At 66.7% G+C, this 24,642-nt stretch carries 23 protein-coding genes; 7 read left to right on the top strand and 16 right to left on the bottom strand.

Features of this window, described 5'->3' with window-relative positions; translation table 11 throughout:
- From QN239_RS03980 to fadD5, 8 genes are all read right to left on the bottom strand, one after another.
- Nucleotides 1–1,152: a virulence factor Mce family protein gene (locus QN239_RS03980; protein WP_499008268.1), complete on the bottom strand. Its 1,152-nt coding sequence runs from the start codon at nt 1,150–1,152 to the stop codon at nt 1–3.
- The gene (locus QN239_RS03975) at nt 1,152–2,801 is read right to left on the bottom strand and encodes a virulence factor Mce family protein (RefSeq protein ID WP_499008267.1); all 1,650 of its coding nucleotides are present in this window, start codon (nt 2,799–2,801) and stop codon (nt 1,152–1,154) included. The genes QN239_RS03980 and QN239_RS03975 overlap by 1 nt, the downstream gene beginning before the upstream one ends.
- Entirely contained in the window at nt 2,801–4,393 is a 1,593-nt protein-coding gene (locus tag QN239_RS03970) for an MCE family protein (RefSeq protein WP_499008266.1), read from the bottom strand. Before QN239_RS03970 ends, QN239_RS03975 begins: the two co-directional genes overlap by 1 nt.
- Nucleotides 4,390–5,421, bottom strand: coding sequence for an MCE family protein (locus tag QN239_RS03965; RefSeq protein WP_499008265.1), 1,032 nt, complete (start codon nt 5,419–5,421; stop codon nt 4,390–4,392). Before QN239_RS03965 ends, QN239_RS03970 begins: the two co-directional genes overlap by 4 nt.
- Before the next feature lie 85 nt (nt 5,422–5,506).
- On the bottom strand, nt 5,507–6,730 hold the full coding sequence (locus QN239_RS03960) for an MCE family protein (RefSeq protein ID WP_499008264.1): 1,224 nt from the start codon (nt 6,728–6,730) through the stop codon (nt 5,507–5,509).
- A gap of 4 nt (nt 6,731–6,734) precedes the next feature.
- Nucleotides 6,735–7,604 (bottom strand): MlaE family ABC transporter permease, encoded by an 870-nt coding sequence (locus QN239_RS03955; RefSeq protein ID WP_090359085.1) that lies wholly within the window; start codon nt 7,602–7,604, stop codon nt 6,735–6,737.
- A gap of 67 nt (nt 7,605–7,671) precedes the next feature.
- Nucleotides 7,672–8,469 (bottom strand): MlaE family ABC transporter permease, encoded by a 798-nt coding sequence (locus QN239_RS03950; protein ID WP_090359087.1) that lies wholly within the window; start codon nt 8,467–8,469, stop codon nt 7,672–7,674.
- 223 nt (nt 8,470–8,692) lie between these two features.
- A complete protein-coding gene (gene fadD5, locus QN239_RS03945; protein WP_499008263.1) occupies nt 8,693–10,336 on the bottom strand; it encodes a fatty-acid--CoA ligase FadD5 in 1,644 nt (547 codons plus the stop codon).
- Nucleotides 10,337–10,489: 153 nt separating this feature from the next.
- Between fadD5 and QN239_RS03940 the strand changes: the two genes are divergently transcribed.
- The gene (locus QN239_RS03940) at nt 10,490–11,170 is read left to right on the top strand and encodes a GntR family transcriptional regulator (protein ID WP_499008262.1); all 681 of its coding nucleotides are present in this window, start codon (nt 10,490–10,492) and stop codon (nt 11,168–11,170) included.
- Between the two features lies 1 nt (nt 11,171).
- Here QN239_RS03940 and QN239_RS03935 read toward each other — a convergent pair whose 3' ends face one another.
- A complete protein-coding gene (locus QN239_RS03935; protein WP_167155331.1) occupies nt 11,172–11,612 on the bottom strand; it encodes an SRPBCC family protein in 441 nt (146 codons plus the stop codon).
- Nucleotides 11,613–11,631: 19 nt separating this feature from the next.
- Here QN239_RS03935 and QN239_RS03930 point away from each other — a divergent pair, with 19 nt between their 5' ends.
- Nucleotides 11,632–12,585 carry a D-2-hydroxyacid dehydrogenase family protein gene (locus QN239_RS03930; RefSeq protein ID WP_499008261.1) on the top strand — a complete coding sequence of 318 codons (954 nt, stop codon included), beginning with the start codon at nt 11,632–11,634 and terminating at the stop codon, nt 12,583–12,585.
- Here QN239_RS03930 and QN239_RS03925 read toward each other — a convergent pair.
- Nucleotides 12,562–12,981, bottom strand: coding sequence for an acyl-CoA thioesterase (locus QN239_RS03925; RefSeq protein WP_090359093.1), 420 nt, complete (start codon nt 12,979–12,981; stop codon nt 12,562–12,564). The two genes, QN239_RS03930 and QN239_RS03925, sit on opposite strands and share 24 nt — an antisense overlap.
- 26 nt (nt 12,982–13,007) lie before the next feature.
- On the opposite strand from QN239_RS03925, the gene QN239_RS03920 reads away from it, so the two are divergent.
- Nucleotides 13,008–14,102, top strand: a complete 1,095-nt coding sequence (locus QN239_RS03920; protein WP_499008260.1) for an alcohol dehydrogenase catalytic domain-containing protein — start codon at nt 13,008–13,010, stop codon at nt 14,100–14,102.
- 131 nt (nt 14,103–14,233) lie between these two features.
- Here QN239_RS03920 and QN239_RS03915 read toward each other — a convergent pair whose 3' ends face one another.
- The 3 genes from QN239_RS03915 to QN239_RS03905 are packed head-to-tail and all read right to left on the bottom strand — an operon-like array spanning nt 14,234 to nt 17,416.
- Nucleotides 14,234–15,946 carry an acyl-CoA dehydrogenase gene (locus QN239_RS03915; protein ID WP_499008259.1) on the bottom strand — a complete coding sequence of 571 codons (1,713 nt, stop codon included), beginning with the start codon at nt 15,944–15,946 and terminating at the stop codon, nt 14,234–14,236.
- Entirely contained in the window at nt 15,943–16,719 is a 777-nt protein-coding gene (locus tag QN239_RS03910; protein WP_499008258.1) for an SDR family oxidoreductase, read from the bottom strand. Before QN239_RS03910 ends, QN239_RS03915 begins: the two co-directional genes overlap by 4 nt.
- The gene (locus QN239_RS03905; protein ID WP_499008257.1) at nt 16,712–17,416 is read right to left on the bottom strand and encodes a TetR/AcrR family transcriptional regulator; all 705 of its coding nucleotides are present in this window, start codon (nt 17,414–17,416) and stop codon (nt 16,712–16,714) included. Before QN239_RS03905 ends, QN239_RS03910 begins: the two co-directional genes overlap by 8 nt.
- Nucleotides 17,417–17,559: 143 nt before the next feature.
- On the opposite strand from QN239_RS03905, the gene QN239_RS03900 reads away from it, so the two are divergent.
- Nucleotides 17,560–17,670, top strand: a complete 111-nt coding sequence (locus tag QN239_RS03900) for a hypothetical protein (protein WP_019514171.1) — start codon at nt 17,560–17,562, stop codon at nt 17,668–17,670.
- 92 nt (nt 17,671–17,762) lie between these two features.
- Here QN239_RS03900 and QN239_RS03895 read toward each other — a convergent pair whose 3' ends face one another.
- Genes QN239_RS03895 through QN239_RS03885 form a run of 3 tightly spaced genes read right to left on the bottom strand, consistent with a single transcriptional unit; the run spans nt 17,763 to nt 20,423 of the window.
- Nucleotides 17,763–18,551, bottom strand: coding sequence for an ABC transporter ATP-binding protein (locus QN239_RS03895; protein WP_499008256.1), 789 nt, complete (start codon nt 18,549–18,551; stop codon nt 17,763–17,765).
- Nucleotides 18,532–19,563 (bottom strand): taurine ABC transporter substrate-binding protein, encoded by a 1,032-nt coding sequence (locus tag QN239_RS03890; RefSeq protein WP_499008255.1) that lies wholly within the window; start codon nt 19,561–19,563, stop codon nt 18,532–18,534. Before QN239_RS03890 ends, QN239_RS03895 begins: the two co-directional genes overlap by 20 nt.
- Nucleotides 19,560–20,423 carry an ABC transporter permease gene (locus QN239_RS03885; RefSeq protein ID WP_499008254.1) on the bottom strand — a complete coding sequence of 288 codons (864 nt, stop codon included), beginning with the start codon at nt 20,421–20,423 and terminating at the stop codon, nt 19,560–19,562. The genes QN239_RS03890 and QN239_RS03885 overlap by 4 nt, the downstream gene beginning before the upstream one ends.
- A 239-nt stretch (nt 20,424–20,662) precedes the next feature.
- Between QN239_RS03885 and QN239_RS03880 the strand changes: the two genes are divergently transcribed.
- From QN239_RS03880 to QN239_RS03870, 3 genes are all read left to right on the top strand, one after another.
- A complete protein-coding gene (locus tag QN239_RS03880; RefSeq protein WP_499008253.1) occupies nt 20,663–21,961 on the top strand; it encodes a serine/threonine-protein kinase in 1,299 nt (432 codons plus the stop codon).
- On the top strand, nt 21,958–22,965 hold the full coding sequence (locus QN239_RS03875; protein ID WP_499008252.1) for a magnesium transporter CorA family protein: 1,008 nt from the start codon (nt 21,958–21,960) through the stop codon (nt 22,963–22,965). Before QN239_RS03880 ends, QN239_RS03875 begins: the two co-directional genes overlap by 4 nt.
- A 106-nt stretch (nt 22,966–23,071) precedes the next feature.
- Nucleotides 23,072–24,595, top strand: coding sequence for a Re/Si-specific NAD(P)(+) transhydrogenase subunit alpha (locus tag QN239_RS03870; protein ID WP_499016562.1), 1,524 nt, complete (start codon nt 23,072–23,074; stop codon nt 24,593–24,595).
- Nucleotides 24,596–24,642: the final 47 nt, after the last annotated feature.

The raw sequence follows: 24,642 nt of genomic DNA, 5'->3' as shown, positions 1-24,642 counted from the left end.
TCACTCCCCCCTTTCGACCAGTGGACCACCCGGCGCATTGTGCGGGTTCGGTGTGTATCGGATGTCCGGGATCATGGTCGCCGGATCACGGCCCCAGGCCTGTTCCAGCGCCCGCAGCATGCCCGACACCCCGGTGCCCGACAGCAGGCCGTTGTCCACCGCGGACAGCGTCAGGTCGATGGTGGCCGACGTGTTGATGTAGTCGCCGCGAATGGCTTTCGGCACGTTCTCGATATTGAACGGCACCGTCAACAGCAGCTTCAGCGCGCCCACCAGGTACGGCGAGGCCTTCGACAGCTGCTTGAGCGGACGCTGCAGGTTCACCAGGTTGGTGTGCAGGTTCGCATTGGTGTTGCTCAGCGTGTCGTCGGCGGCCGCCGACACCCGGCCCAGCGCCGTCACTGCGTCGGCGAACAGATCGCGGGTCTCCGCGAAATGCTGGATCAGCGGCGGGAACTCGGTGAGCACCTGGTCCAGCGTGTCGTTGCGTTTGGCGACGACGGCCAGCAGCCGGTTGGTGGAGTCGATGGCGCGGGTGATGTCGTCGCGCTGCTTGTTCATCTCCTGGGTGAAGGTCTCCAGCCGGTTGAGGAACTCCCGGATCTGATCGGCCCGGCCGGTCAGGATGTTGTTGACCTCGTTCTGGATCACCTCGATGTTGGGGATGCCACCACCGGTGAGGATGCCCGAGATGCTGGCCAGCGTCCGCTCGATGGTCGGGTAGGCCGACGAGTTCTTCAACGGCACCGTGTCGCCGTTGCGCAGCGGCGTCGACGAGGGGTCCGGCGGGCTGTCCAGTTCGACGTGCTGCGAGCCCAGCAGGCTGGTCTGGCCGATCTTGGCCAGCACGTTGGACGGCAGTTTGACGCCGGGCTCCAGGTCCACCGTCAAGGTCGGCACCCAGTTCTTCAGCTCGATCGAGCGCACCCGGCCGACGAACACATCGGCCACCCGGACCCGGCTGTTGGCGTTGAGCGCCAGCGTCTCCGGCATCTGGATGTAGATGGTCGAGTACCCGTCCTGCGTTCCCGGTCCACCGGGCAGCGGGACGTTGGCCACACCGCGCCACTGCGAGCAGGAGCTCAGTGCCAGGGCGGCCACCGCCAGTGCGGCGGTGCGCCGGCCGGTCTTCTTCCAGTCAGGTGTGCGCACTAGTTGCCCCCTCCGGCTTCGGCGGGCAGCGGCGGGCCGGCGGGTGCCGGTACGGCGGCCGGGGCCGCCGCGGGCGGCGCTGCGATCGCTCCCAGCGGGTCACCGGGCAGCACGCCCGGGGCCGGCACGGGCGGTGGGCCCGGCTGCGGGTACCACGGCGGCGGCAACGGGGTGTTCTCGCTGTAGGCGTTCGGCGGGCCGGGCAGGTTCCCACCCGGGGGTACGCCGAAGGCCGGCGGTGCGGGCGGCGCCACGATGTCGGGTCCACCCATCAACTCCGCCAACGAATCCGGGGTCAGCATGTTCTGGGTGAACGGCTGCACCGAGATCCCCTGCATTCCGGGCGCCACGATCCAGCCCGGCTCGTGGTTACCGTGCGAGAACAAGGTGTCGCGGGAGAAGATGCCGGGCACCGTGGTGTCCTTGTACCCCGGCGGCGGCTGCAGCCGCGGTTCGGAATAGGCGATCTGCTTGGGCAGCGTCATCGCGGTGCTGGCCATGTTCACCCCGAACGGCAGGAAGTTGAACTTGATGGCATCCAGGATGGGCGCCAGGTACTGGGCACACAACTCCGCGGATTCCTGGTAGCCCAGCCGACTACCGGCCTGGATGGTGCTGCAGATGAAGTTCAGCGGGTTCGAGAAGTTTGTGACACCGGGCAGCACCGGGACGGCCACGATGCCACCCTGGTTGGGCGACACGATGTTCACCACGTTGGACACCAGGTTCGGGTACGCGTGCAGGCCGGTTTCCAGACCGTTACGCGGCTCCGGTTGCAGGATCGTGGTGGTCACATCCGACAGGTTCTTGATATCGGCGGTGAGTGGTTTGCCGTTCTCGTCCAGGAACTTTCGGGTGGTCGCCAGCACGCTGTTGAGATCCTGCAGTGCCGTGGCGACTTCACGATCGGTGTTGGTGAAGGAGTTGGTGAACTGCGCCAGATTGTCGTTCAACGCCACGAACTGCTGGTCGTTCTTGTACAGCGCGTTGACGAACGTGGCGAGACTCTTGATCACCGCGACGATGTCACCGTGGCCTTGATGCAGCGCATCGAGCGCTTCAGACAGGCCCTGGATGGTCTTGTTGAACTGCTCGCCCTTCCCGGCGAACCCGTCGGCGAACGATTCGATGATGTCGCCGAACGGGCCCTTGGGCTGCTCCTTGGAAGGCCCCAGATCGGCCAGGAGCCTGGTCACCTGGTCGCGCAGCTCGTCGTACTCGACCGGAATCTGGGTGCGCTCCAACGGGATCGTCGCACCGTCGGCCATCGCCGGCCCACCGGTGTAGGGCGGCGACAGCTGAATCACGCGGGATGCCACCAGGCTCGGATTGAGCACCGACGCGGACGCGTTCTCCGGAACCTTGTACTTGCTGTTGAAGTGGAAGACGACCTTCATCTTGTCGCCGTCGGTGGTGATCGAGTCGATCTTGCCGACCTGGACCCCCATGATGAGGACCTTGTCCCCGGGGTACAGCGCGAGCACCTCGGGGAAGTACGCGGTCACCGTGGTGGTGGTCAGCTTCTTGTAGACGTTCCAGCCCACCATGCCGGCCCCGATCGCCACCGCCACCACGAGGGCGGTAAGGATCACCGCCGTACGGGAGAAGTGCGGCAGCTTGATGTTTCGGATGTTGAAGACGCTCGACATTACGGAGCCACCCCCTGAGATCCGGGCGGAAGGAACGGCGGGTTACCCGGCAGGGGCTCGGTGCCCACCGGGGACAACTGCTGGCCCGGTCCCGGCGGGGGCGGCGGCCCGGGCAGGATCGGCGCCGGCACCGCGCGACCGGGGATATCGCCGGGGGGCGTGGGCACCCCGGGCGGGCCGATCGGAATCTGGCGCGCGCCGGGCGGGCCGGGCGCGATCGGCACTGGCGTACCTGGCACGTCGGGAGACAACTGGCCGGGGATCGCCGCGGACGGGACACCCGGGTTCGGGCCGATACCTTCCGGATTCGGTGCCGACGTCGCCACATTCGGCGCTCCGTAGTTGGGCCCGTACGGGTTGTCACCGTAGGGACCGACGCCCAGGTGCGCACACGGCAACGGGTCAGCCGGTCGTGGCAGACCGTCGGCGGGAGGCGTGTAGGAGCATGGGGATCCAGGGGGCACCGCAGGTCCGGGATTTTCCGGGGTCCCTTCCAGCGGCGTCGGCGCAGGCGGCGGTGCACCGTTTTCGAACCGGGTGCCGTTGGGGTCCGGGAACTGGAATGCCGGCAGACCGGAGTTGCGCCAGAACTGCTCGGGGTCGATACCGCGCTTCTTGAACGCCGCGTCGACGAACGGCTGCAGCAGCGTCGGCGGCAGCAGGTTGGCCAGCAGCACCTTGAAATACGGACCCGACGCCAGCGCCTCGGCCAGCGAGATGATGAATTTGCCGGCCAGACTGAGGGTGTCGGCCAGGTCGTTGCGGCGCTCGCTGAGGATATCGCTGACCGTCTTCAACTGGGTGAGCACGTGGTTGAGGTTCGGGTTCTCATTGATGAACCCGGTGAGCTGCTGCGACACAGTCGAAATCCGCTCCAACAGCATGCTGACGGCCTGGTGGCGCTCGTTGACGGCGGCCAGCAGCGTCTGCGCGTTGACCAGCAGTGCGTTCACCTGTCCACTGCGGTCGCCGAGGACTGTGGCGATCTTGCCCGCGTTGGACAGCAGCGCCTTGAGCTGATCGTCGCGCTTGCCCAGCGAGTCGGAGAACTCCTGCACACCTTTGAGCGCGGCGCTCAGGTGCGGCGAGGTCTGGTCGACGGTCTCGGAGAGCACGTTCAGCGACTGCTTGACGGCCTTGGTGTCCCAGCCCTGCGAGGCGCGGGTGACATCGAGGAACGCGTCGTAGATCTGGTACGGCGTCTGGGTCTGCTCCACCGGCAGGAAGCCGCGCGGTTTGAGGATCTTGTTGCCCCGGGGCTCCACCTGAATGTTCTTGCGGCCCAGGATCGTATCGGTGCGGATTGCGGCGCGGCTCTCCGTACCGATCTGGCGGCCACCGAGGGTGTAGCCGATCTCGACTTTGTCGCCCTTGATGTCCATGCTCGTGACATCGCCGACGTCGACGCCGGCGATACGCACCTTGTCCCCGACGCTGAGGCCGCCGGTGTCGTTGAACTGCGCGTAATACGTCGGGACCGCGAACAGCATCGGCACGCTGGTCAAGCTGGAGCCGACCCCGATGACCAGCGCCACCGTGATCACACCCATCACGCCTTTTCGGACCCGGTCCGAACCCTGGATGGTCCTCATTTCGGCGTGCACCTGCCCGACGGCTGGGTGACCACCCGGACGGTGCGGACCGGCCCGCCCGGCTGAGCCCCGTTGAGCTTCAGGGAGAGATCGCAGACGTAGAAGTTGAAGAAGTCACCGTAGAGTCCGCCGGCGCGGCCGATGATCTTCAGCGACGCGGGGATCTGCTGCAGGATGCTGTTCACCTCGTCCTTCTGATCGATCAGCGGCTGTTGTGTGGTCTCCAGGTACCCGAGGGTGTCCCGCAGCAGCGGCCGGTTGTCCGCCAGCAGATCGCCGAGCGAACCGGCGGCGTTGCTGATGTCGGCGACCGACGAGGCGATCGGATCGGCCCGGTTCTTCAGGCCGGTGATCAGCGCCTCGAAGTTCTTCAAGGTGTCGTCGAACTGTGTCTGGTGCTTGACGGTGGTCTCGAGGACGGTGTTGAGATTGGTGATCACCTCGCCGATGGCCTGGTCACGGCTGGCCAGTGCTGATGTGAGTTCCGCCGTCTGGTCCAGGATGTCGCTGATGGTGCCGCCCTGACCCTGGAAGATCGTGATGAGCGAGTTGGCGATGTTGTTGACCTTGTCCGGGTCCAGCGATTTGAACAGCGGGCGGAAACCGCCGACCAGGGCGTCGAGATCCAACGCCGGCTCCGTGCGCTCGCGCGGGATGGTGCCACCCGGCGGCAGGATCTTGTCGCTGTCACCGCGGCGCAGCTCCAGGTAGCGATTACCGATCAGATCCAGGTAGCGGATCGCGGCGGTGGACCCCTGGAACAACTGCAGGTCGTTCTGCACCGCGAAGTCGACGCGGACGTGCTGGCCGTCGTCGATCAGCGTGACGTCTTTGACCTTGCCGACCTCCACGCCGTAGGCGCGGACGAACTGGCCGCTGCGCAGCCCGCTGACATTGTCGAACACCGCTGAATAGCTGGTGGTCTTGTCGAAGCGGAGCTGGGCGAACACCACGAAGATGATCGCGGTGAAGGCGAGCAGCACCGCCGAGATCGCTCCCAGTTTGAAGATCGTGCCTTTGATACTCATGCGGCTCCCTCGCAGGCTCGGGTCCCGCATGCCGTTTGATCAATCGTTGCGCAAGCGCCACGCACCTGCTGTCTATTCGCTCCGCTCATGGGTTGATCGTGTTCTCCCCCACTTGGCGACCCCAGACGTACTCGGCGGCCAGCGGCTGGCCGAGTTCGAAGTGGTTGTAGGGCGCGATGCTGGCACCGGTATCCATCACCAGGTACGGCATCGGCCACAGGTCGCGGGTGATCGGCTGCCAGCAACCCGGCCGTCCCTCCGGACCACCACGCGCATTGATCCGCGGGAGATTGTCCGGGTAGACGTAGGGGTTGCCCGCGCCGAGCAGCTCGGTGTTGGTGAGCAGCGAGTAGCCGTTACCACCAAGGGCCGCAGCCAGTTTGGGGGCGGCGTCGTGGAAATTGCGGACGGTGCACAACAATTCGGGGCTGTAGTAGTCCAGCAGCTTGCTGGTGGGCAGCAGGTCCTGCGCACCACGGACCAGATACGGCCCACCACGCTCGAAGATGTCCCCGGCGTTGTTGCCGAACCCGACCGCCGACATCAACGCCTTGTCGATATTGCCGCGCTGGGCATTGAGCGTCCTGGCGGTGACCACCGCATGGTCGAGCCCGTCGAACAGATCCGGAGCCGCATCGGCATACACCCCGGACAGATCCGCCAACCCCTTGGTGTCCCTGCGGATCTGCGGCATCCGGGCATTGAGCTCACCCAGAATGTCATTACCGTTGACCAGCGACTGACCGAACTTGTCCCCCAGACCATCGAGAGCCTGCGCCGCCGCGGTCAACGTCTGGTTCAACTTCACCGGATCCACCTGCTGGGCGATCCCCATGATCGTCTCGAACAACGTGTTGAACTCCGTGGTGGTGCTCGTCGCGTTGATCACCGCACCCGATTTGAGCTTGTCCGACGACGGGTCGGCCGGCGACAGGAACGAGATGTACTTGTTGCCGAACACCGTCGTGGCGCGCAATTCTGCGTCCACATTGGCCGGGATCATGTTCAGGTATTGCGGTTCCACATCGAGGAGCAGTTTGGCCCGCGACTCCTCGCCGTCGCTCACCACGCCCGCGGATTTCAGCCGTCCGATCGGCACCCCGTTGAAGGTCACCTTCGAACCCGGGTCCATCGACAACCCGGCCCGCTCGGCCATCACCACCAGGGAGGCCTTCTTGTCGAAATAGCCGCGGAACTGCGCCCAGGTCAGGCTGAGCACGACGGCCACCACGAGCAGCAGCACCAGACCGGCCAGCTTGTAGGGCGGGGTCTTGGGCTTGTTCACAGATCCAGTGGGTGCGGTGGTCATCGTGCTACACCGTCAGGTTGAAGTTCGGGTCGGTGCCGTACAGGGCCAGTGAGGCCAGCAGCACCACCATCACGATCGCGATGAGCGACGTACGCATCGACCTCCCCACAGCTTCACCGACACCCACCGCACCGCCACTGGCGAAATAGCCGAAGTAGCAGTGGTTGAGCATGATGATGACCGACATGATGATGACCTCCAGGAACGACCACATGACGTCGTCGACCCGCAGGAAGGTGTGGAAGTAGTGGTCGTAGGTGCCCGATGACTGGCCGTAGAACAGCGTCGTCACCGACTGGGCGGACAGGAACGACAACAGGATCGCCATGGCGTAGAGCGGGATGATCACGATCGATCCGGCGATCAGGCGGGTCGACACCAGGTACGAGATCGACTTGATGCCCATGACCTCCAGCGCGTCGATCTCCTCGCTGATGCGCATGGCGCCGAGTTCGGCGGTGGCACCCGCACCGACGGTGGCCGCCATGGCCTGGCCGGTGACCACCGGCGCGACGACGCGGATGTTGGCCAGCGCGGCGAAGAATCCGGTGAACGCCTCCACACCTATGTTGCCCAGCGACGCGAAGCCCTGGATGGCGATCAGCGAGCCGGCAGACAGGGTGACGAAACCGATGATGGCCACGGTGCCGCCGATGACCGCCATGGCGCCGGTGCCCATCCCGATCTCGGCGACCAGTCGCAGGGCCTCGCGGCGATAGTTCTTGAACGCGTGCGGGATATGCCCGACCGCGGTGACGACGAACCAGGCGACGTGCCCGATGCTGTCCAGGAACCGGCCCGGCGCACCCGCGAAACCGGAGGCTCGACCGAACGCCCGGGGAAACCGGGTCCGAAGAACTGCCGCTGTACTCATGCGCAATCCGCCTTCGGCTTCTTGCTGAGGCTCATGCGCAATCCGCCTCCGGCTCCTTGCTGCCCGCTCATGTCGTCGTCCCGAATCGCACGCCGATGGTGGTCAGCACGACGTTGACGGCGAACAGCGCCACCACGCAGAGCACCAGCGTCTCGTTGACCGCGGTGCCCACGCCCTTGGAGCCACCGGCCACCGTCAGCCCGCGGTAGCAGCCGACCAGACCGGCGATGAGCCCGAACAGGGTGGCCTTGATGACCGAGATCATCACCTCGGGAAAACCGGTGAGCAGGGTCAGTGTCGAGACGTAGGCGCCGGCGTTGACGTTCTGGATGTACACACCGAAGAAGTAGCCGCCGACCAGGCCGATCGTGATGACCGCGCCGTTGAGCAGGAAGGCCACGAAAGTGGACGCCACCACGCGCGGGGCCACCAGCCGTTCGATCGGATCGATGCCCAGCACCTCCATCGCGTCGATCTCCTCGCGCACCGTGCGCGCACCGAGGTCGGCGCAGATGGCGGTCGAGCCGGCGCCGGCGACCACGAGCACCGTCACCAGTGGTCCCAGCTGGGTGACCGCACCGAGCGCCGCACCCGCGCCGGAGACGTCCGCGGCACCGAACTCGGCCAGCAGGATGTTCAGCGTGAAGATGATGAGCACGGTCAGCGGGATCGAGACCGCAAGGGTCGGAAGGAAGGCCACCCGGATCAGGAACCAGCTCTGGAGGACGAACTCCTTCCATTGGAAGGGCCGGGTCACCAGAGCCTTGCCGGTCAGCACGCACATTTTGAAGAAGCCACCGACCATGGTCAGGGGCTTCTCCAGCTGATCGCGGACGTAGTCGACCAGGCCGTTGCTCGCGGTCACCGTGGTGCACTCCCCCCGAGATCGTCACGGTCCGCACGGAGCGGCATCACGTGTGGCACATCCCCTCCCTGCCCATTTCCGGCCCCGTCCCCGAACATGTGATTCCCGTCTCCCTACTCGCGGGTAGTAAGACGGACCACAGGACTGTACCCGATCCGGTACCGGCGGTGTTGGGCAACTGATTTATTCACATCGCAACCGTTAGCAAAGCCATGCCGACTGGTTACCTTACCGAAGTTGCACTAGAAACCGTTGCCGCAGTAGAACTTTCGCCTGCGTCAACGACGGTTTCGGTACCGAACTGCACGCGCAGCTCTGTTTTCAGCACTTTGCCCGACGGATTGCGGGGCAATGCGTCGACGATCTCCAGCGCCTTGGGATGCTTGTAGCGAGCTAACCTCTCGGTGAGAAAATCACCGAGATCGGCCAGGGTCAAGCTTTCGCCGGTCACCGTCCCCAGCGCCACGACCGCGACCGGCACCTCGCCCCACTTGTGATGTGGGCGGCCGATGACCGCGACCTCCGCAATCGCGGGGTGAGCAGCCAAAACGTTCTCCACCTCGGCGCAGTAGATGTTCTCCCCGCCGGAGATGATCATGTCCTTCTTACGATCGACGACCCAGATGTAACCTTCGTCGTCCTGGCGCACCAGGTCACCCGAGTGGAACCAGCCACCGGCGAACGCCTCGGCGGTGGCCTTCGGGTTGTTCCAGTAGCCGGCCATCAGGGTGGGCGCCCGGTAGACGATCTCGCCGACCTGCCCCACCGGGACATCGTTCATATCCTCGTCCACGATGCGCGCCGACACCGTCGGGATGACCCGACCGACCGAACCGAGCTTTCGAATTGCGTCCTCCCCCAACAACATACAAGTCACGGGCGACATCTCGGTCTGCCCGAACGCGGCCAGGATGTTCGCCCCCGGGAACGATTCGGCCATCTCCCTCAGCAACGTATCCGAGGCCGGGGCGGCACCCCAGGACAACACGCGCAGGACCAGCTTCCGTGGCCGGGCCCGCTGCGCCGCGCACACGGCCTGCCACTGCGCCGGCACCAGGAAGATGCCGGTGACCTTCTCGGCCTCGAGCACGTCCAGCAGCGCACCGGGATCGAACGCACCCAGCGGGTACAGCACGGTCGGGCGGCCGAGCAGCAGTCCTGCGATCATGTTGCCGATACCGGCGATATGGAACAGCGGGACGCCGATGAAGCCGATGTCGTTGTTGAGATCGGCGCCGTTGGTGAACAGGTTGGTGAGGGCCTGTCCGGCGATGTTCGTATGGGTGAGCACCGCACCCTTGGGACGTCCGGTGGTACCGGAGGTGTACATGATCAGCGCCGGTGAATCGTTGGGGATGTCCACCGGGGCGGGCGGTGCGCCGGCCTCGTCGATGAGGTCCTCGTAGCCCAGCAGACCGTCTTCACTCCCGCCGCCGGCCACGATGATGGTGGCCAGTGTCGCGTCGAGCCCGCGGACCGCCGCCGCGACGGGCGCCAACACGGATTCGGTGATGATCACCCGTGCGGCACAGTCGCTGACCAGGAAGGCGATCTCGGGCGGGGTCATCCGGAAGTTCACCGGTACCGCGATCGCGCCCAGCCGGTTGGCCGCCAGGAACGACTCGATGAACTCGTTTCGGTTGAGCATCAGGATCAGCACCCGGTCGCCGAATTCCACGCCGCGGCGCTGCAGCGCCCCGGCCAGCGCGGTCACCCGCCGGTCCAGCTCACCCCACGTGGTGGTCTGGCCGAGGTAACGCAGCGCGGTCTGTGCCGGCTGCATGAGCGCGTGCCGGGACAGCTGGTTGGACCAGTTCTGCTGGCGGGCGAGGTACGGCTGGTCGGTGGGCAGCGGCTGCGAGGTCAACGGGACGCCTTTTCGGTCGTGGAGTTGCGCGTTCTTGATATTTGATCAAATGTTGTGTCGCCGCGGTCACACTATGACGAGAATGGCCCCTGAACAAACTCGCACAAAGCCGCGACAAACCCGCACCTCCGCGAAAGGCAACCCGCCCGAACTGTGAACGCACCCGCGAAACCCCTCGCGCTCGGCCGTCGCGAACAGCTGTCCGACGAAGTGGCCGCCCACCTGCGGGCGGCCATCATGTCCGGCACCCTGCGGCCGGGCACTTTCGTGCGGCTCGACGAGACCGCCGCCCGGCTCGGCGTCAGCATCACGCCGGTGCGCGAGGCCCTGCGCACGCTGCGCGGCGAAGGCATGGTGCAGCTGGAACCGAACCGCGGTCATGTGGTGGCGCCGTTGACCCGCGACGATATCGCCGACATCTTCTGGTTGCAGGCCACCATCGCCACCGAGATCTCCGCATCCGCCGCCACCCGCATCACCGATGCCGAGATCGACGAGCTGTCCCGGCTGACCGACGAGCTGTCCGATGCCGTCACCGCCGGAGACGCCGAGGCGATCGCCATGGCGGAGTACACGTTTCACCGCGCCTTCAACAGGTCGGCCGGCCGGATCAAGTTGGCCTGGTTCCTGCTGCACGCGACGCGCTACCTGCCGCACCACCTCTACGCCGCCGACCCGACCTGGGGTGCCGGCGCGGTGGTCAACCACCGCGAACTGGTCGAAGCGCTCCGGCGCCGCGATGTCGACGAAGTGGTTCGCCTGACACGCAACCAGTTCTCCGACGGCGCACAGCGGTTGACCAACCGCCTGGACGAACTCGGTCTCTGGACCTGAGTCAGGCGCCCAGTTCTTCGGCCCGCTTCTTGAGGTTGCCCGCCAGATGCTCGAGCGCATCGTTGGCGATCTTCTTCACCATGAGCGACGGCACACCCGGCATCGACACCTCCACATCCATGTCGACGGTGAGCAGCGCCGTCGCACCCATGTCCACCACCGAGAACAGCTGTTCCTGCTTGGAGAAGATGTCGCCCTGCTGCATCACCGTCTGGATCTGAAACTCGGCGGGGTAGTAGACCGCCTGGATGAAGCTGCTGTCCATACCCTGGATCTTGGTGTCCATCCGCAGCTGGCTGGGCCGGCCGTCCTCGTACCGCGCCAGGATCCACAAGCCGGTGATCTCTTCGTTCCACTGTGGATAGGCCTCGAAGTCAGCCACGATCGCCATGATCGCCGCGGCTGGGGCGGTGACCTCTTCGGTCTTGCTCACGATGGGCATCGGGCGATTCTATAAGGCCATGAACCCACCGCTCCGGGTCGCCGTCCTCGACGACTACCAGAACGTCGCCTTGCAGATGACCGACTGGTCACCGGTCACCTCGCGCGCAGAGGTGACGGTCTTCGACGATCACCTGGCCGACGAGGATGCGCTGGTGGCCCGGTTGGCGCCGTTCGATGCCGTGTTCGTGATGCGGGAGCGAACGCCGTTGCCACGCAGCGTGCTGCACCGGCTGCCCCGGCTGCGCATGATCGCCTCCACCGGCAACGCGAATGCGTCGATCGATATGGCGGCGGCCGCGGAGCTGGGCATCCACGTCAGTCACACCGGCGGATCGGTGGCCTCGACGGTGGAACTGACCTGGGCGCTGATCCTCGCGGCCGCGCGCAACCTGGTGGCCGAACGGCAGGCGGTCGCCGAGGGCCGCTGGCAGATCGGCGTGGGCCGTGAGCTCGAGGGTCGTGTGCTCGGGGTGCTGGGACTGGGCCGAATCGGGCCACGGGTGGCGCGGATCGGGACCGCCTTCGGTATGGACGTGGTGGCGTGGAGCACCAACATGACGCCGGAGGACGCGGTCGCGGCGGGCGCCCGCTACGTGCCGCGTGACGAGTTCTTCTCGACCGCCGACGTCCTGACCGTGCACCTGAAACTGGGTGACCGGTCCCGCGGATTGGTCGGTGCCGCCGAACTCGCGGCCATGAAGCCGAGCGCTCTGCTGATCAACACGTCCCGCGGTCCCATCGTGGACGAGGCGGCCCTGATCGAGGCGCTGCGCGGCGGGTCGATCGCCGGGGCCGGTCTGGACGTGTACGGCACCGAACCCCTGCCCGCCGGGCATCCGCTGCGGACGATGCCGAACGTCGTCGCCACCCCGCATATCGGTTATGTGGCTGATCGGCCCTACCGGATCTTCTTCTCCGACGGTGTCATCGCCATCGCGGAGTGGCTGTCACACCACGGCGCCCGAGAGTAGGCCTCTGATCTCGGCCGGGATCGGCACCGGTCTTCTGGTGTCGCGGTCGACGTAGACGTGAACCCAGGTTCCGACGGCGGCAAGTGGTGCACCCGCCTCGAACAGCGCGGTGCGGTAGGTGACGCTGCTGGTGCCCAGCCGGGTGACCGCCAGGCCGACCACCAGATCCGCCGGGAATTTGAGCTCGGCGAAGTACCGGCAGCCCGATTCGGCGACCACGCCCAACCAGGGGGCCGACATCGCGTCGGTGCCGCTGCCCGCGCCGATCCAGGCGTTGATGGCCGTGTCGAACAGCTCGTAGTACACGGCGTTGTTGAGGTGGCCGAACATGTCGTTGTCCGTCCAGCGGGTCTGCACCGGCCAGTGCACCGGGAAGTCGGCGCTCGTCAGATCCATGACGGTCAGTCTGTCAGGCTGGTGCGATGAGGATTCGTGGTGCCGTTCTGGAGACCATCGGGGCGCCCGCCCCCTACGCCGACTCGCGTCCACTGCGCGTGACCGAACTCGACTTGTCCGATCCCGGCGACGGTGAGCTGTTGGTGCGGATCGAGGCGGCCGGCCTGTGCCACTCCGATCTGTCGGTGGTGGACGGCAATCGGGTGCGTCCGGTGCCGATGCTGCTGGGGCATGAGGCCGCGGGGATTGTCGAAAAGACCGGTGGCGCATCCGATCTCACGGTCGGTCAACGCGTGGTGATGACCTTCCTGCCGCGTTGCGGGCAGTGCAGCGCCTGCGCGACGGACGGGCTGGCACCGTGCCTTCCCGGAAGCGCAGCCAATGCCGCGGGCACCTTGCTCAGCGGGGCCGTGCGGCTCGGGGACGGGGTGCGCCACCATCTCGGGGTGTCCGGTTTCGCCACGCACGCGGTGGTGGATCGGCGTTCGGTGGTGCCGGTCGCCCACGATGTCCCCCCGGTCGTGGCGTCGCTGCTCGGGTGCGCGGTGCTCACCGGCGGCGGGGCGGTACTCAATGCGGGTCAGCCGAAGCCGGGCCAGACGGTCGCGGTGGTCGGGATGGGCGGGGTCGGGATGGCCGCCATGCTGACCGCGCTGGCGCACGACGATGTGCGGGTCATCGCGGTGGACCGGCTGCCGGACAAGCTGGTTCGGGCCCACGAGCTGGGTGCGCACGAGGTCTTCACACCCGAACAGGCCGAGGCCGTACGGGCCGAGGTGGTGATCGAGGCGGTCGGGCATCCGGCGGCGCTGGAGACCGCCATCGGGCTGACCGCACCGGGCGGCAAGACCATCACCGTGGGCCTGCCGCATCCCGATGCCCGCATCAGCCTGTCGCCGCTGGCGCTGGTGGCGCAGGGCCGCGCACTGATCGGCAGCTACCTGGGCTCGGCGGTACCCGCTCGAGACATCCCGCGTTTCGTCGACCTGTGGCGGGCCGGGCGGCTGCCGGTGGAGGCCCTGGTGTCCGCGACGGTCTCCCTGGATCAGATCAACGCCGGAATGGACGCGCTGGCCGCCGGCACGGCGGTGCGCCAGATCATCGAGTTCGGCCACGGATGAGGCGAGTGCGTCGAACAACCCGATACCACGTCGGACAGCAAGGGCAGCACACCCGGACCGCCGAGATCGACATTCTGCCGAGAACCACTCGCACTTTGCGACCCAAATGTGCATTTGGGCGGAAGGGGAGGTCAGAACCAGGGGTCGGCCATCTCCAGCGTGGTCCGATCCAGGCTGGCCAGCAGGTCCAGTTGCGGTGCCGTCTTGGGTAATTCGTAGCGGAAGAAGAATGTGGCAGCCTGGCGCTTTCCCGCATAGAAGTCACCGGATCGATCACCGGCGGCCAGGAACTGCTCCAGCCAGATCCAGGCGATCACGATATGCCCGAACGCTTCCAGGTAGATCGCACTGTTGGCCATGGCCGCCTCGATGTCACCGGAGGCGAACAGGCCCGTCGTCACCTCGGTCAGCCGCCGCCATGCGGTGTCGAGCTGCGCACCGAACTCGTGATCGCCGGCCGCTGCCACCGTCGCCGCGATCCGCTCACCGAGGGCCGCCATGCCGGCACCGCCGCGCTGGGTCACCTTGCGCCCCAGCAGATCCAGGCTCTGAATTCCGTGCGTCCCCTCATGGATCGGGTTCAGCCGGTTGTCCCGGTAATGCTGTTCGACATCGTATTCGCGGGTGTAGCCGTAGCCGCCGAGTACCTGGATGGCCAGGTTGTTGGCCTCCACGCACCATTGCGAGGGCCAGCTCTTGGCCACCGGGGTGAGGATATCCAGCAGATCGGTCTCCTCGAGATCGACCAGCCTCGCGCAGTACAGCGCCAGGCCCAGCGCGCCCTCGACATAGGACTTCTGCGCCAACAGCATTCGCTTCACGTCGGCGTGCGCGATGATCGGCACCTGCGGGGTGCTCGGATCCTTGACCAATCGGCCCTGCGGTCGCTCCCTGGCGTACTGCAAGGACTTGAGATAGCCGGTGTAGCCCAGCGATACGGCACCCATCCCCACACCGAGGCGGGCCTCGTTCATCATGTGGAACATGTAGACCAGACCACGGTGCGGCTCACCGACCAGATAGCCCACCGCGCCGTCGAAGTTGAGCACGGTGTTGGTGATCCCGCGCTGGCCCATCTTGTGATTGAGCCCGGAGATCGCGACGTCGTTACGGGTCCCGACAGCTCCGTCGGCACCGACCAGGAACTTCGGCACGATGAACAGCGAGATGCCCTTGGTGCCTGCCGGCCCACCCGGGATCTTGGCCAACACCAGGTTGACGATGTTGTCGCTGAGTTCGTGCTCGGCACCCGAGATCCACATCTTGGTGCCGAAAATCCGGTAGCTTCCGTCGGCCTGCGGTTCGGCACGGGTGGTGATATCGGCCAGCGACGACCCGGCCTGGGTCTCCGACAGCGCCATGGTGCCGGTGAAGCGGCCGGCCAGCATCGGCTTGACCCATGTCGAAATCTGTTCGGCACTACCGAATTTGGCGATCAGATTCGCGTTGGCGATGGTCAGCATGAGGTAACCGGAGGTGCTGACATTGGCCGCCGAGATCCATGCGAATCCCGCCTGGGCCACCGTCGCCGGTAACTGCGCGCCACCGAGTTCGGCGTCGAAACCCATGCCCAGCAGATCCGCGCGCGCGAACGCCTGCAGCGCTTCCTTGACCTCGGGGATGACCGTCACGGTGGTGCCGTCGAAGCTGGGTTCGTGGGCATCGCTGAGCTTGTTGTGCGGGGCGAAATAGCGTTCGGCCAGCTGCTCACACAGATCGAGCACACCGTCGAACGTCTCCCGGGAATGCTCGGCGAATCTGGGCCGGGCCGTCAGCTCCTCGACCCGAAGCCATTCGTAGAGAAGGAAATCCAGGTCGCGTCGGGACAGAATGGTCGACTTCACCGGATCGTGCTCACTCCCCCGTCGACGGGGATCACCGCACCGGTGATGTAGCTGCTGGCCCGGCTGGCCAGGAACACCGCGATACCGGCCATATCGTCGGGTTGCCCGACCCGGCCCAGCGGCAGCAGCGACCCGACGGCGTCTTCGCCGGCCGACAACAGCTCCTTGGTCATCCGGGACGGGAACAGGCCGGGCGCAATGGCGTTCACCAGAATCTTGGGGGCCAGCTCCCCTGCGAGATGCTTGGTGAGCATGTGCACCGCCGCCTTGCTGGCGCTGTAGGAGAAGTTGTCCCTGCCCCGCTCGGGCACCAGGAAGCCGTCGATGCTGCCGGTGTTGATCACCCGAGCCGGATCATCGTCGGTGGCGGCGGCGGTCAGCAGTGGCACGAGCGCGCGGGTCAGCAGGAACACACCCTTGACATTGACGTCGAAGACCTTGTCGAAACCGGACTCCGGGAAATCCTCGAACGGCGCACCCCAGGCGGCGCCGGCATTGTTGAACAGGACGTGGACGGCGTCCTCCTTGTAGGTCACCGCGTCGGCCAGCGCCCGGACGCCCTCGGCGGTGCCGAGGTCGGCGGGGATGCCCTCCACGGCACCCAACGGTGACAACTCGGCCACCGCGGCGTCGAGTTCGGCCGCCTTGCGGGCCGCGAGGTAGACCTTGGCCGCACCGGCCTGCAGCAGCCCGCGCGCGATCATCACGCCGATGCCGCGCCCGCCGCCGGTGACCACCGCGACCTTGCCGTCGAGCCGGAACAGATCACTCATGGCCGGCGCCACCCTCCGTCAATCCCTGGGCTCCCCCCAGGGGTTCCGCGTTGCGCACGGTTTCGTCGCGGATCAGGCCGCGCAGCAGCGCGGTGCTGAACTCCACCGCGATCTCCTGTGCGGTACGGCGGCCGTGGGGTCGCAGCCACCTATAAGCGCCCAGCGTCATGCCGATGTAGCCGAGCGCCAGCACGTGCGAATCGCAGTCATAGAACTCACCGCTGGCGATCCCGCGGTCGATCACATCGCGCACATGCTCGTAGACGGTGGCCTCCGCCCTGCGGATGTAGTCCACCTGTTCCTCGGTGAACCACTCGCTGATGTAGGGGCCCTCCTGGAAATAGACGGCCGCCGCCTCCAGGTCATTGGCGATACCGGTGAGCAACCGCCTGGTGAAGTGGTAGATGGTCTCGCGGGCGGACGCGCTCGGGTCATCGTGCAGCGCGTGCACGGTGAAGTCCGCGGTGGCCTTGTAGATATCCCAGAGGATGAGCGACTTGCTGGCGTAGTAGTGATAGACGGTGGCCTTGTTCAGCCCGACGGCGTCGGCCACGTCATCCATCCGGGTGCCGTGGTACCCGCGGGCGGCGAAGAGTTTGGCGGCGACGGCCAGCAGCTCTTCCCGCCGAGACAACCCGTTGGCGGTGGATGCCCCATTGGACGCCCCGTTCGACGCCTCACTCGACGCAGTGGACATGACAACTCACTATCTGCAGACCGGGAAAACCGGGAACCAATCAACTGGTTGGCCAGTCTAGGCAATCGGCAGGATCCGGTGTCGCACCCCGGCACAATCGCGTTAGACTTTGCACACGCAATGGCCATGCTGGGGAGGCATCGATGGACCCGAATCCGGATTACGACATCAGCGACGAGGGTGAGTTCTTCTTCAGTTGGCTGGCCTGGGGACTGCGTGGCGTGTACCCGCCGCCCGCGTATCCGCCGGTCTGACGGACTCACAGGAAAAAGGCACCCGCCGCGGCGGGTGCCTTTTTGCGCTCCGGCTCGATTCGCGGCTACGCCGCCCCCGGCTCGATTCGCGGCTACGCCGCGGCCGCCTTGACCGCCTCGCCCACCTCATCCTTGAGCTTCAGGAACTCCGGTGAGCGGCGCAGCTCCCCGGCCTCGACTCCGGTGCGGGGCAACTCGGATGGCAGGTCCAGAGCCACCTTGCCGGGGCGCCGGGTCAGCACCACGATCCGCGAACCCAGGAAGGCCGCCTCGTCGGCGCTGTGCGTGACGAACACCGTCGTGCGTCCCGACTCCGCGCTGACCTGACGGACATCCTCCTGCAGACGCTCCCGGGTCAGTGCGTCCAGCGCGGCGAACGGCTCGTCGAGCAGGAACAGGGGTGTCTCGGCGGCCAGTGCCCGGGCGATCGCCACCCGCTGCTGCTGCCCACCGCTGATCTCCCAGATCTTGCGATCACCGGTGCCGTCGAGCCCGACCCGTTCGAGGAGTTGTTCGCGCCGCTCGACGCGCCGCTCCCGCGGCACCTTGGCGTATTTGAGCGCCAGATCGACATTGCCGCCGACTGTCCGCCACGGGAACAGCCGCGGCTGCTGGAACACCACCCCCGACGTGACGCCGGGCGTCGGGGACGTCCCGGCCACCTGCACATCGCCCGCACTGGGCGATTCGAAGCCGGCGATCAGCCGCAGCAGGGTGCTCTTCCCACATCCCGAGGCACCCACCAGGACGAGGAAGGCGCCCGGGTCGACGTCGAGGTTCACCGGCCCCAGCGCGGTGACCGCGCCCGCCCCCTTGCCGTACCGGTGCTCGACGTTCTTGATCAGCAGCCGGCCGGACGGGTCACTTCTTGTCGAGGACATCCGGTAATCCCTTGGTGTAGACGGCATTCTGGAAGGTGCTCAGCGGGGCGGCGGCCGGGATCTGCTTCTGCTCCGCCAGGAACTGCGACGCGCTCTCCAGATTGGCCGCGATGTTGCCGGGCTTCCCGTCGGTACCCAGCCACTGGTTCGAGGTCAACTCCTGCGGAGTCAGGTACACGCCCTGCTTCAGCTGTCCCGCAACATCTTCGGGGCTCAGGCCGATCTCGGCGGCAATCGCCTTGGCCGCCGCGGCGGGATCATCCTTGATGACGTTGAGGGCGCGGGCCTCCTGCTGGCGCCACACGTCCACCACATCGGGGTGCGCCGCGGCGAACTCACCGGACACCACCCCGAGGTCCAGTGTGGGCTTGCCGTCCTCGGCCAGCTGGCGGCTGGTGATCAGGTCCTTGCCGGTCTTGCGCAGCTGATCGAGCGTGGGCAGCCAGGTGTAGGCGGCCGCGATATCCCCGCGGTCCCACGCCGCCAGGATGGCCTGCGGCTGCAGGTCGATCAGCTGAACATCCGCCGGGCTCAAGCCGTTCTGCGCCAGGGCGGCCAGCAGGCTGTAATGCGCGGTCGAGGCGAACGGCGTGGCAACGCGTTTGCCCTTGAGGTCGGCGATGGTGTTGATCCCGGTGCCGTTGCGGGCCACCAGCGCCTCGTTGTCGCCGGCGACGTCCAGCACGAAGCCCACCTGGTACGGAATGTTCAGCGGGGCCGACAGTCCGCGGGCCACCGGGCTGGAACCGATGGCACCGAAATCGAGTTCCTTGGCGATGAACGCGGTGTTGATATCGGCACCGGAGTCGAACTTCGTCCACTTGATGTTGTAGTCGGGCAGCGCGGATTCCAGCCACCTGTTGTTCTTGACGATCAGGTCGCCGCTCGGAAAGGACTGGTAGGCAATGCGGATGGTGGGCTTCGACTGGTCCTGCCCGGAGTGGTCCACCGAGCACCCGGCCAGCGTGAGCGCGGCGGCGACGGCCGTGGCCAACAGTGCCTTCAGTTTCATATCTTTCCTCTCCAGGGAACGGCCCGCCGCTCGGCAGCCCGCAGAATGCCGTCGATGACCAGACCCGAGATCCCGATGGCGAAGATCCCGACCAGCACGACCGGGGTGTTGTTGTAATTGCTTGCGTCCTTGACCAATCCGCCGATCCCGGGGATGCCGTTGAACAGTTCGGCGGCCACCACCGACGAGTAGGCCATACCGACCGCCAGCCGGATGCCGGTGAACGTCTCGGGCAACGCCGATGGCACCACCACATCCCGGATCACCTGAGTGCGGGTGGCACCGAGGGCACGGGCCGCCTCTTGCAACCCGACCGGTGCGGCGACGACCGCCGAGGTGGTGGCCACCGCTGCGGGCGGCAGGGCGGCCAGCGCCAGCAGGGTGATCTTCGGGGCCTCGTCGATACCGAGCCAGATCACCAGCAGGAAGAAGTAGGCCAGCGGCGGAAGTGCCCGCAGAAACGTCAGCCATGGCTCCAGCACGCTGCGCAGCCAGCCGACCGAGCCCATCACCAGACCCAGCAACACGCCCACCGCCACGCCGATGACGACACCGGCGAACACCCGGCGCAGCGTCATGTAGAGGTGCTCCCACAGCAGGTAGCCCGCGTAGCCGCGGGTGCCGTCGTGGGTGGTGGAGACATCGACGAAGGCCCGCCACACCGTGCTCGGATACGGCACGAAGGTCTGGTTCCAGATGCCTGCGGCGGCGACGATCTGCCACACCGCGAAGAACACCAGGACCGACAGCAGCGGCAACCCCGCGCGGGTCAGGACAGCGCGCCCTCGCCCGGAACCTCCGGCGGGCGCATGCACCGGGCCGACCGCCTCATCCGGGGTGATATCGACAAAGACCGACACGTCGGGCCCAACTTTCTTGTGGACGGCTTTCTGTGAACCGGTGATGTCGGGTACACGCCGCCCCTTTTATACGGGCGGCTGAACGCAGGGTGAAGAGCTCTGCTCACAGCGAGTTTTAAGCCGTTGCGCCCACGCCGCCCACCGCCTGCGAAACCGGCCGGAGACTCTCGTGTCCGGCCAGATACGACCGTCTCGCTTTTCGTCGGTGACAATGGGGGGGAGCACGGTAGGAGGCGACGTTGTCGATAGCGCCCGGTGAGCGGTTCGCCGGTTACACCGTCGTGCGCCTCCTCGGTGCGGGCGGTATGGGCGAGGTCTATCTCGCCGCCCATCCGCGACTCCCGCGCCAGGACGCCATCAAGGTGCTGCGCAAGGACGTCAGCGCCGATACCGAGTACCAGGCCCGCTTCGAGCGGGAAGCCGACTTCGCCGCCGACCTCATGCACCCCAACATCGTCCGCGTGTACGACCGCGGCGAGTACGACGGGCAGCTGTGGATCTCGATGGAGTACGTGGACGGCACCGATGCCGGGCAGCTGCTGCGGGGGCGGGGCTCCGGCGGTCTGCCCGCCGATGAGGTGGTGCACATCGTCAGCGCCGTCGCCGACGCCCTGGACTACGCACACCAGCGCAAGCTGCTGCACCGCGATATCAAGCCCGCCAACATCCTGCTCACCGATATCGGCGCCGAATGGCCACGTGTCCTGCTCGCGGATTTCGGGATTGCCCGGCGGATGGGCGATACCAGCCGCCTGACCGCGACCAGCATGACCGTCGGCACCGTCGCCTACGCGGCACCCGAGCAGTTGATGGGTGAACACGTCGACGGCAGGGCCGACCAATACTCACTGGCGGCAACGGCTTTCGAACTCCTGGCCGGGGTGCCGCCGTACCTGCACGACAATCCGGCCGCCGTCATCAGCAAGCACATCACGGCGCCGCCGCCCCCGATCGCCGGACGCCGGCCCGAGCTCGCGGATCTGGACCCGGTGCTGTCGCGGGCGCTCGCGAAATCCCCGGAGGATCGTTTCGGAAGCTGTGCGGAGTTCGCCTCGGCACTGCGCGCCAGCATCGGTGGTCCCGGCGGCCTCACCGTCCCGGCCCAGGCGTACCGCACGCCCAAGCCCCGCCGTCGCCGCACCCGACTGCTGGCGCTGGTGGCGGTGCTCGCGGCGATCGGCGTCGCGGCGGCGGCCTATCTGCTGGGCGAACGTGAGCCGGTGACACGACACGCCGCCCCCGGAACACCCCCGGTACCCGTGGTGCTCATCGGCGCCGACTGCGAAACACTCGGCGCAGCCGGGCAGAGCAGTACCGGCGAGAAGGCCTACTGTGCCCGGCTGCCGAGCACCGGGGACACCATGTGGTCGATCTACTCCGGCACCGTCCCGGTCCCGACGGTCACCCCGGCCGCGACCGATCAGGTGTATCCACCGGGTATCGAAGAGCAGGTGCGGGTGTGCGTCACCGAAACCGGCCAGGACCGCGCGACCTGCCGGGACAACGTCCGGCGCGGCAATCTGGTGGGTCCGCCATGACCGAGGTGCGCGGCCGGATCTGGCGGTCCGGCAAGCCGGTGGACGGGTTCACGTTCGAGGCGATCTCGGATTGCCTGGCGGCCGAGGACACGCTGGTGTGGGCTGACATCTACAACCCCGACCATGACGATCTGCGCAGGCTGGCCATCGAGCTGGGCTTGAACATCTGGGCGGTGGAGGACGCCACCGCACCGATGGAACGCACCAAGGTCTCGGTCTATCACTCGCACACCTTCTTCACCGTGTACGCGGTGAACACGGTCGCTCCCGAGGACGACAGCACGGCCACCCTGGTCAAGTACCGGATCTCGGCATTCGTGCTGCCGCGCGGACTCATCACCGTGCGTCTGCCCGCGGTCGGGCCGGACGGGGCGGCACCGTTCGACATCGACCTGGTGTCACAGCGGTTCGACGAACTCGGCGGGCAGGAGCACGGCACCGGCGCCCTGGTGCACGGCCTGCTCGACGTCGTGGTGGACGGTCATTTCGAAGCGGTGCAGGACCTCGACGACGCCATCGAATCCCTCGAAGACGAACTGTTCGACAACGACGGACCGCGGCGAGGCCTGCAACGGCGCACCTACCGGATGCGCAAGGACCTGGTGCAGCTACGCCGGGTGGTGCTGCCCATGCGCGAAGTGGTGAGCACCATCCAGCACCGCCGGCTGGATTCCCGGACGTCACCCGAGCTGGATCCGCTCTACGCCGACCTGTACGACCACGTGCTGCGCGCCTCGGAGTGGACCGAATCGCTACGCGACATGGTCACGTCGGTGTTCGAGACCAATCTGTCGCTACAGGACGCGCGGCTGAACACGGTGATGAAGAAACTCACCGGCTGGGCGGCCATCATCGCGGTGCCCACCGCGATCACCGGCTTCTACGGCCAGAACGTCAATTACCCGGGGATCAACACCACGATCGGATTCGTCGCCAGTTCCACACTGATCTTCGTTCTGGTGATTCTGCTGTACGTATCGTTCAAGAGACGCGACTGGCTGTGAACATTCGTTCACCGTTGCAGGGGGGCCCGCGCAAACGGGCATTGCGGATGCGAAACTCATGCATGCCAACCAACAGGCCGCATTTCCCGAGAACGGACTTGAGTCGATGATCATCGCGATACCGCGCGAGTCTCTGCCGGGTGAGACACGTGTCGCCGCCACACCGCAAACCGTTGGGCAGATCATCAAGCTGGGCTATTCGGTAGTGGTCGAGTCCGGCGCCGGCGCCGCGTCCAGCTTCGCCGACGCCGCCTACGTGGCGGCCGGCGCGCAGATCGGCGATCCGTGGGCCGGTGATGTGGTGCTCAAGGTCAACGCCCCCAGCGATGACGAGATCGCCGCGCTGCGCGACGGGGCGACCCTGGTGTCGTTCATCTCGCCCGCACTCAAGCCCGAACTGGTCGAGAAGCTGTCCGCGCGCCCGATCACGGTGCTGGCCATGGACGCGGTACCGCGCATCTCGCGGGCCCAGTCACTGGACGTGTTGTCCTCGATGGCCAATATCGCCGGCTACCGCGCGGTGGTCGAGGCCGCCCACGCCTTCGGCCGGTTCTTCACCGGCCAGGTCACCGCGGCGGGCAAGGTACCGCCGGCCAAGGTGCTGGTGGTCGGCGCCGGGGTCGCCGGACTGGCCGCCATCGGCGCGGCGGGCAGCATGGGTGCGATCGTGCGGGCCACCGACCCGCGGCCGGAGGTGGCCGACCAGGTCAAGTCACTGGGTGGGGAGTACCTCTACGTCGACCCTGCGGCGGCCGAGGTGTCGGCCACCGGCTACGCCAAGGAGATGGGCGAGGACTACAAGGCCCGGGAGGCGGAGCTCTACGCCGAGCAGAGCAAAGACGTCGACATCATCATCACCACCGCGCTGATCCCCGGCCGCCCCGCGCCGCGGATCATCACCGCCGAGATGGTCGCCTCGATGAAGCCGGGCAGCGTGATCGTCGACATGGCCGCGGCCAACGGCGGCAACGTCGAGGGCACGGTCAAGGATCAGGCCATCGTCACCGACAACGGCGTGACGATCATCGGCTACACCGACCTGGCCGGCCGGCTGCCGGCGACGGCGTCCCAGCTCTACGGCACCAACCTGGTCAACCTGCTCAAGCTGCTCACCCCGGAGAAGGACGGGCGGCTCGTCCTGAACTTCGACGACGTGGTGCAGCGCTCGGTGACCGTGGTGCGCGACGGCGAGACCACCTGGCCCCCGCCCCCGGTGCAAGTCTCGGCGGCACCCGTTGCCGCCGCCGCGGCAACGGTGGAGCCCAAGCCGGCCAAGGAACCGATGTCCACCGGTCGCCGGCTCGGGCTCACCGGCATCGCCGCGGCAGTGCTGTTCGCGCTGATCGCCATCTCCCCGGTCGCCCTGCAGGTGCACCTGACGGTGTTCGCGCTGGCCATCGTCATCGGCTACTACGTGATCGGGCACGTGCACCACGCGCTGCACACCCCGCTGATGTCGGTGACCAACGCGATCTCCGGCATCATCGTCGTCGGTGCGCTGCTGCAGATCGGCCACGGTGATCTGCCGATCACCGTCCTGGCCACGATCGCGATCCTGCTGGCCTCCATCAACGTCTTCGGCGGCTTCGCGGTGACGCGTCGCATGCTCGCGATGTTCTCCCGCAGCTAGAACCAGCGCCCTTTATTCGAACCAGTTTCGATGCCCATCTTGACTTG

This window comes from Mycolicibacterium sp. Y3 (assembly GCF_051188035.1).
Taxonomy (GTDB): domain Bacteria; phylum Actinomycetota; class Actinomycetes; order Mycobacteriales; family Mycobacteriaceae; genus Mycobacterium; species Mycobacterium fluoranthenivorans.
Note: the sequence above shows the minus strand (reverse complement) of the source record. Positions and strands in the feature narration are given on the sequence as shown.

Excerpts from the sequence above, each read along its gene's own strand:
- QN239_RS03975 (WP_499008267.1), bottom strand. The coding sequence starts at position 2,801 with ATGTCGAGCGTCTTCAACATCCGAAACATCAAGCTGCCGCACTTCTCC.
- QN239_RS03970 (WP_499008266.1), bottom strand. The coding sequence starts at position 4,393 with ATGAGGACCATCCAGGGTTCGGACCGGGTCCGAAAAGGCGTGATGGGT.
- QN239_RS03965 (WP_499008265.1), bottom strand. The coding sequence starts at position 5,421 with ATGAGTATCAAAGGCACGATCTTCAAACTGGGAGCGATCTCGGCGGTG.
- QN239_RS03960 (WP_499008264.1), bottom strand. The coding sequence starts at position 6,730 with ATGACCACCGCACCCACTGGATCTGTGAACAAGCCCAAGACCCCGCCC.
- QN239_RS03955 (WP_090359085.1), bottom strand. The coding sequence starts at position 7,604 with ATGAGTACAGCGGCAGTTCTTCGGACCCGGTTTCCCCGGGCGTTCGGT.
- QN239_RS03935 (WP_167155331.1), bottom strand. The coding sequence starts at position 11,612 with ATGCCCATCGTGAGCAAGACCGAAGAGGTCACCGCCCCAGCCGCGGCG.
- QN239_RS03930 (WP_499008261.1), top strand. The coding sequence starts at position 11,632 with ATGAACCCACCGCTCCGGGTCGCCGTCCTCGACGACTACCAGAACGTC.
- QN239_RS03925 (WP_090359093.1), bottom strand. The coding sequence starts at position 12,981 with ATGGATCTGACGAGCGCCGACTTCCCGGTGCACTGGCCGGTGCAGACC.
- QN239_RS03920 (WP_499008260.1), top strand. The coding sequence starts at position 13,008 with ATGAGGATTCGTGGTGCCGTTCTGGAGACCATCGGGGCGCCCGCCCCC.
- QN239_RS03910 (WP_499008258.1), bottom strand. The coding sequence starts at position 16,719 with ATGAGTGATCTGTTCCGGCTCGACGGCAAGGTCGCGGTGGTCACCGGC.
- QN239_RS03905 (WP_499008257.1), bottom strand. The coding sequence starts at position 17,416 with ATGTCCACTGCGTCGAGTGAGGCGTCGAACGGGGCGTCCAATGGGGCA.
- QN239_RS03900 (WP_019514171.1), top strand. The coding sequence starts at position 17,560 with ATGGACCCGAATCCGGATTACGACATCAGCGACGAGGGTGAGTTCTTC.
- QN239_RS03895 (WP_499008256.1), bottom strand. The coding sequence starts at position 18,551 with ATGTCCTCGACAAGAAGTGACCCGTCCGGCCGGCTGCTGATCAAGAAC.
- QN239_RS03890 (WP_499008255.1), bottom strand. The coding sequence starts at position 19,563 with ATGAAACTGAAGGCACTGTTGGCCACGGCCGTCGCCGCCGCGCTCACG.
- QN239_RS03875 (WP_499008252.1), top strand. The coding sequence starts at position 21,958 with ATGACCGAGGTGCGCGGCCGGATCTGGCGGTCCGGCAAGCCGGTGGAC.
- QN239_RS03870 (WP_499016562.1), top strand. The coding sequence starts at position 23,072 with ATGATCATCGCGATACCGCGCGAGTCTCTGCCGGGTGAGACACGTGTC.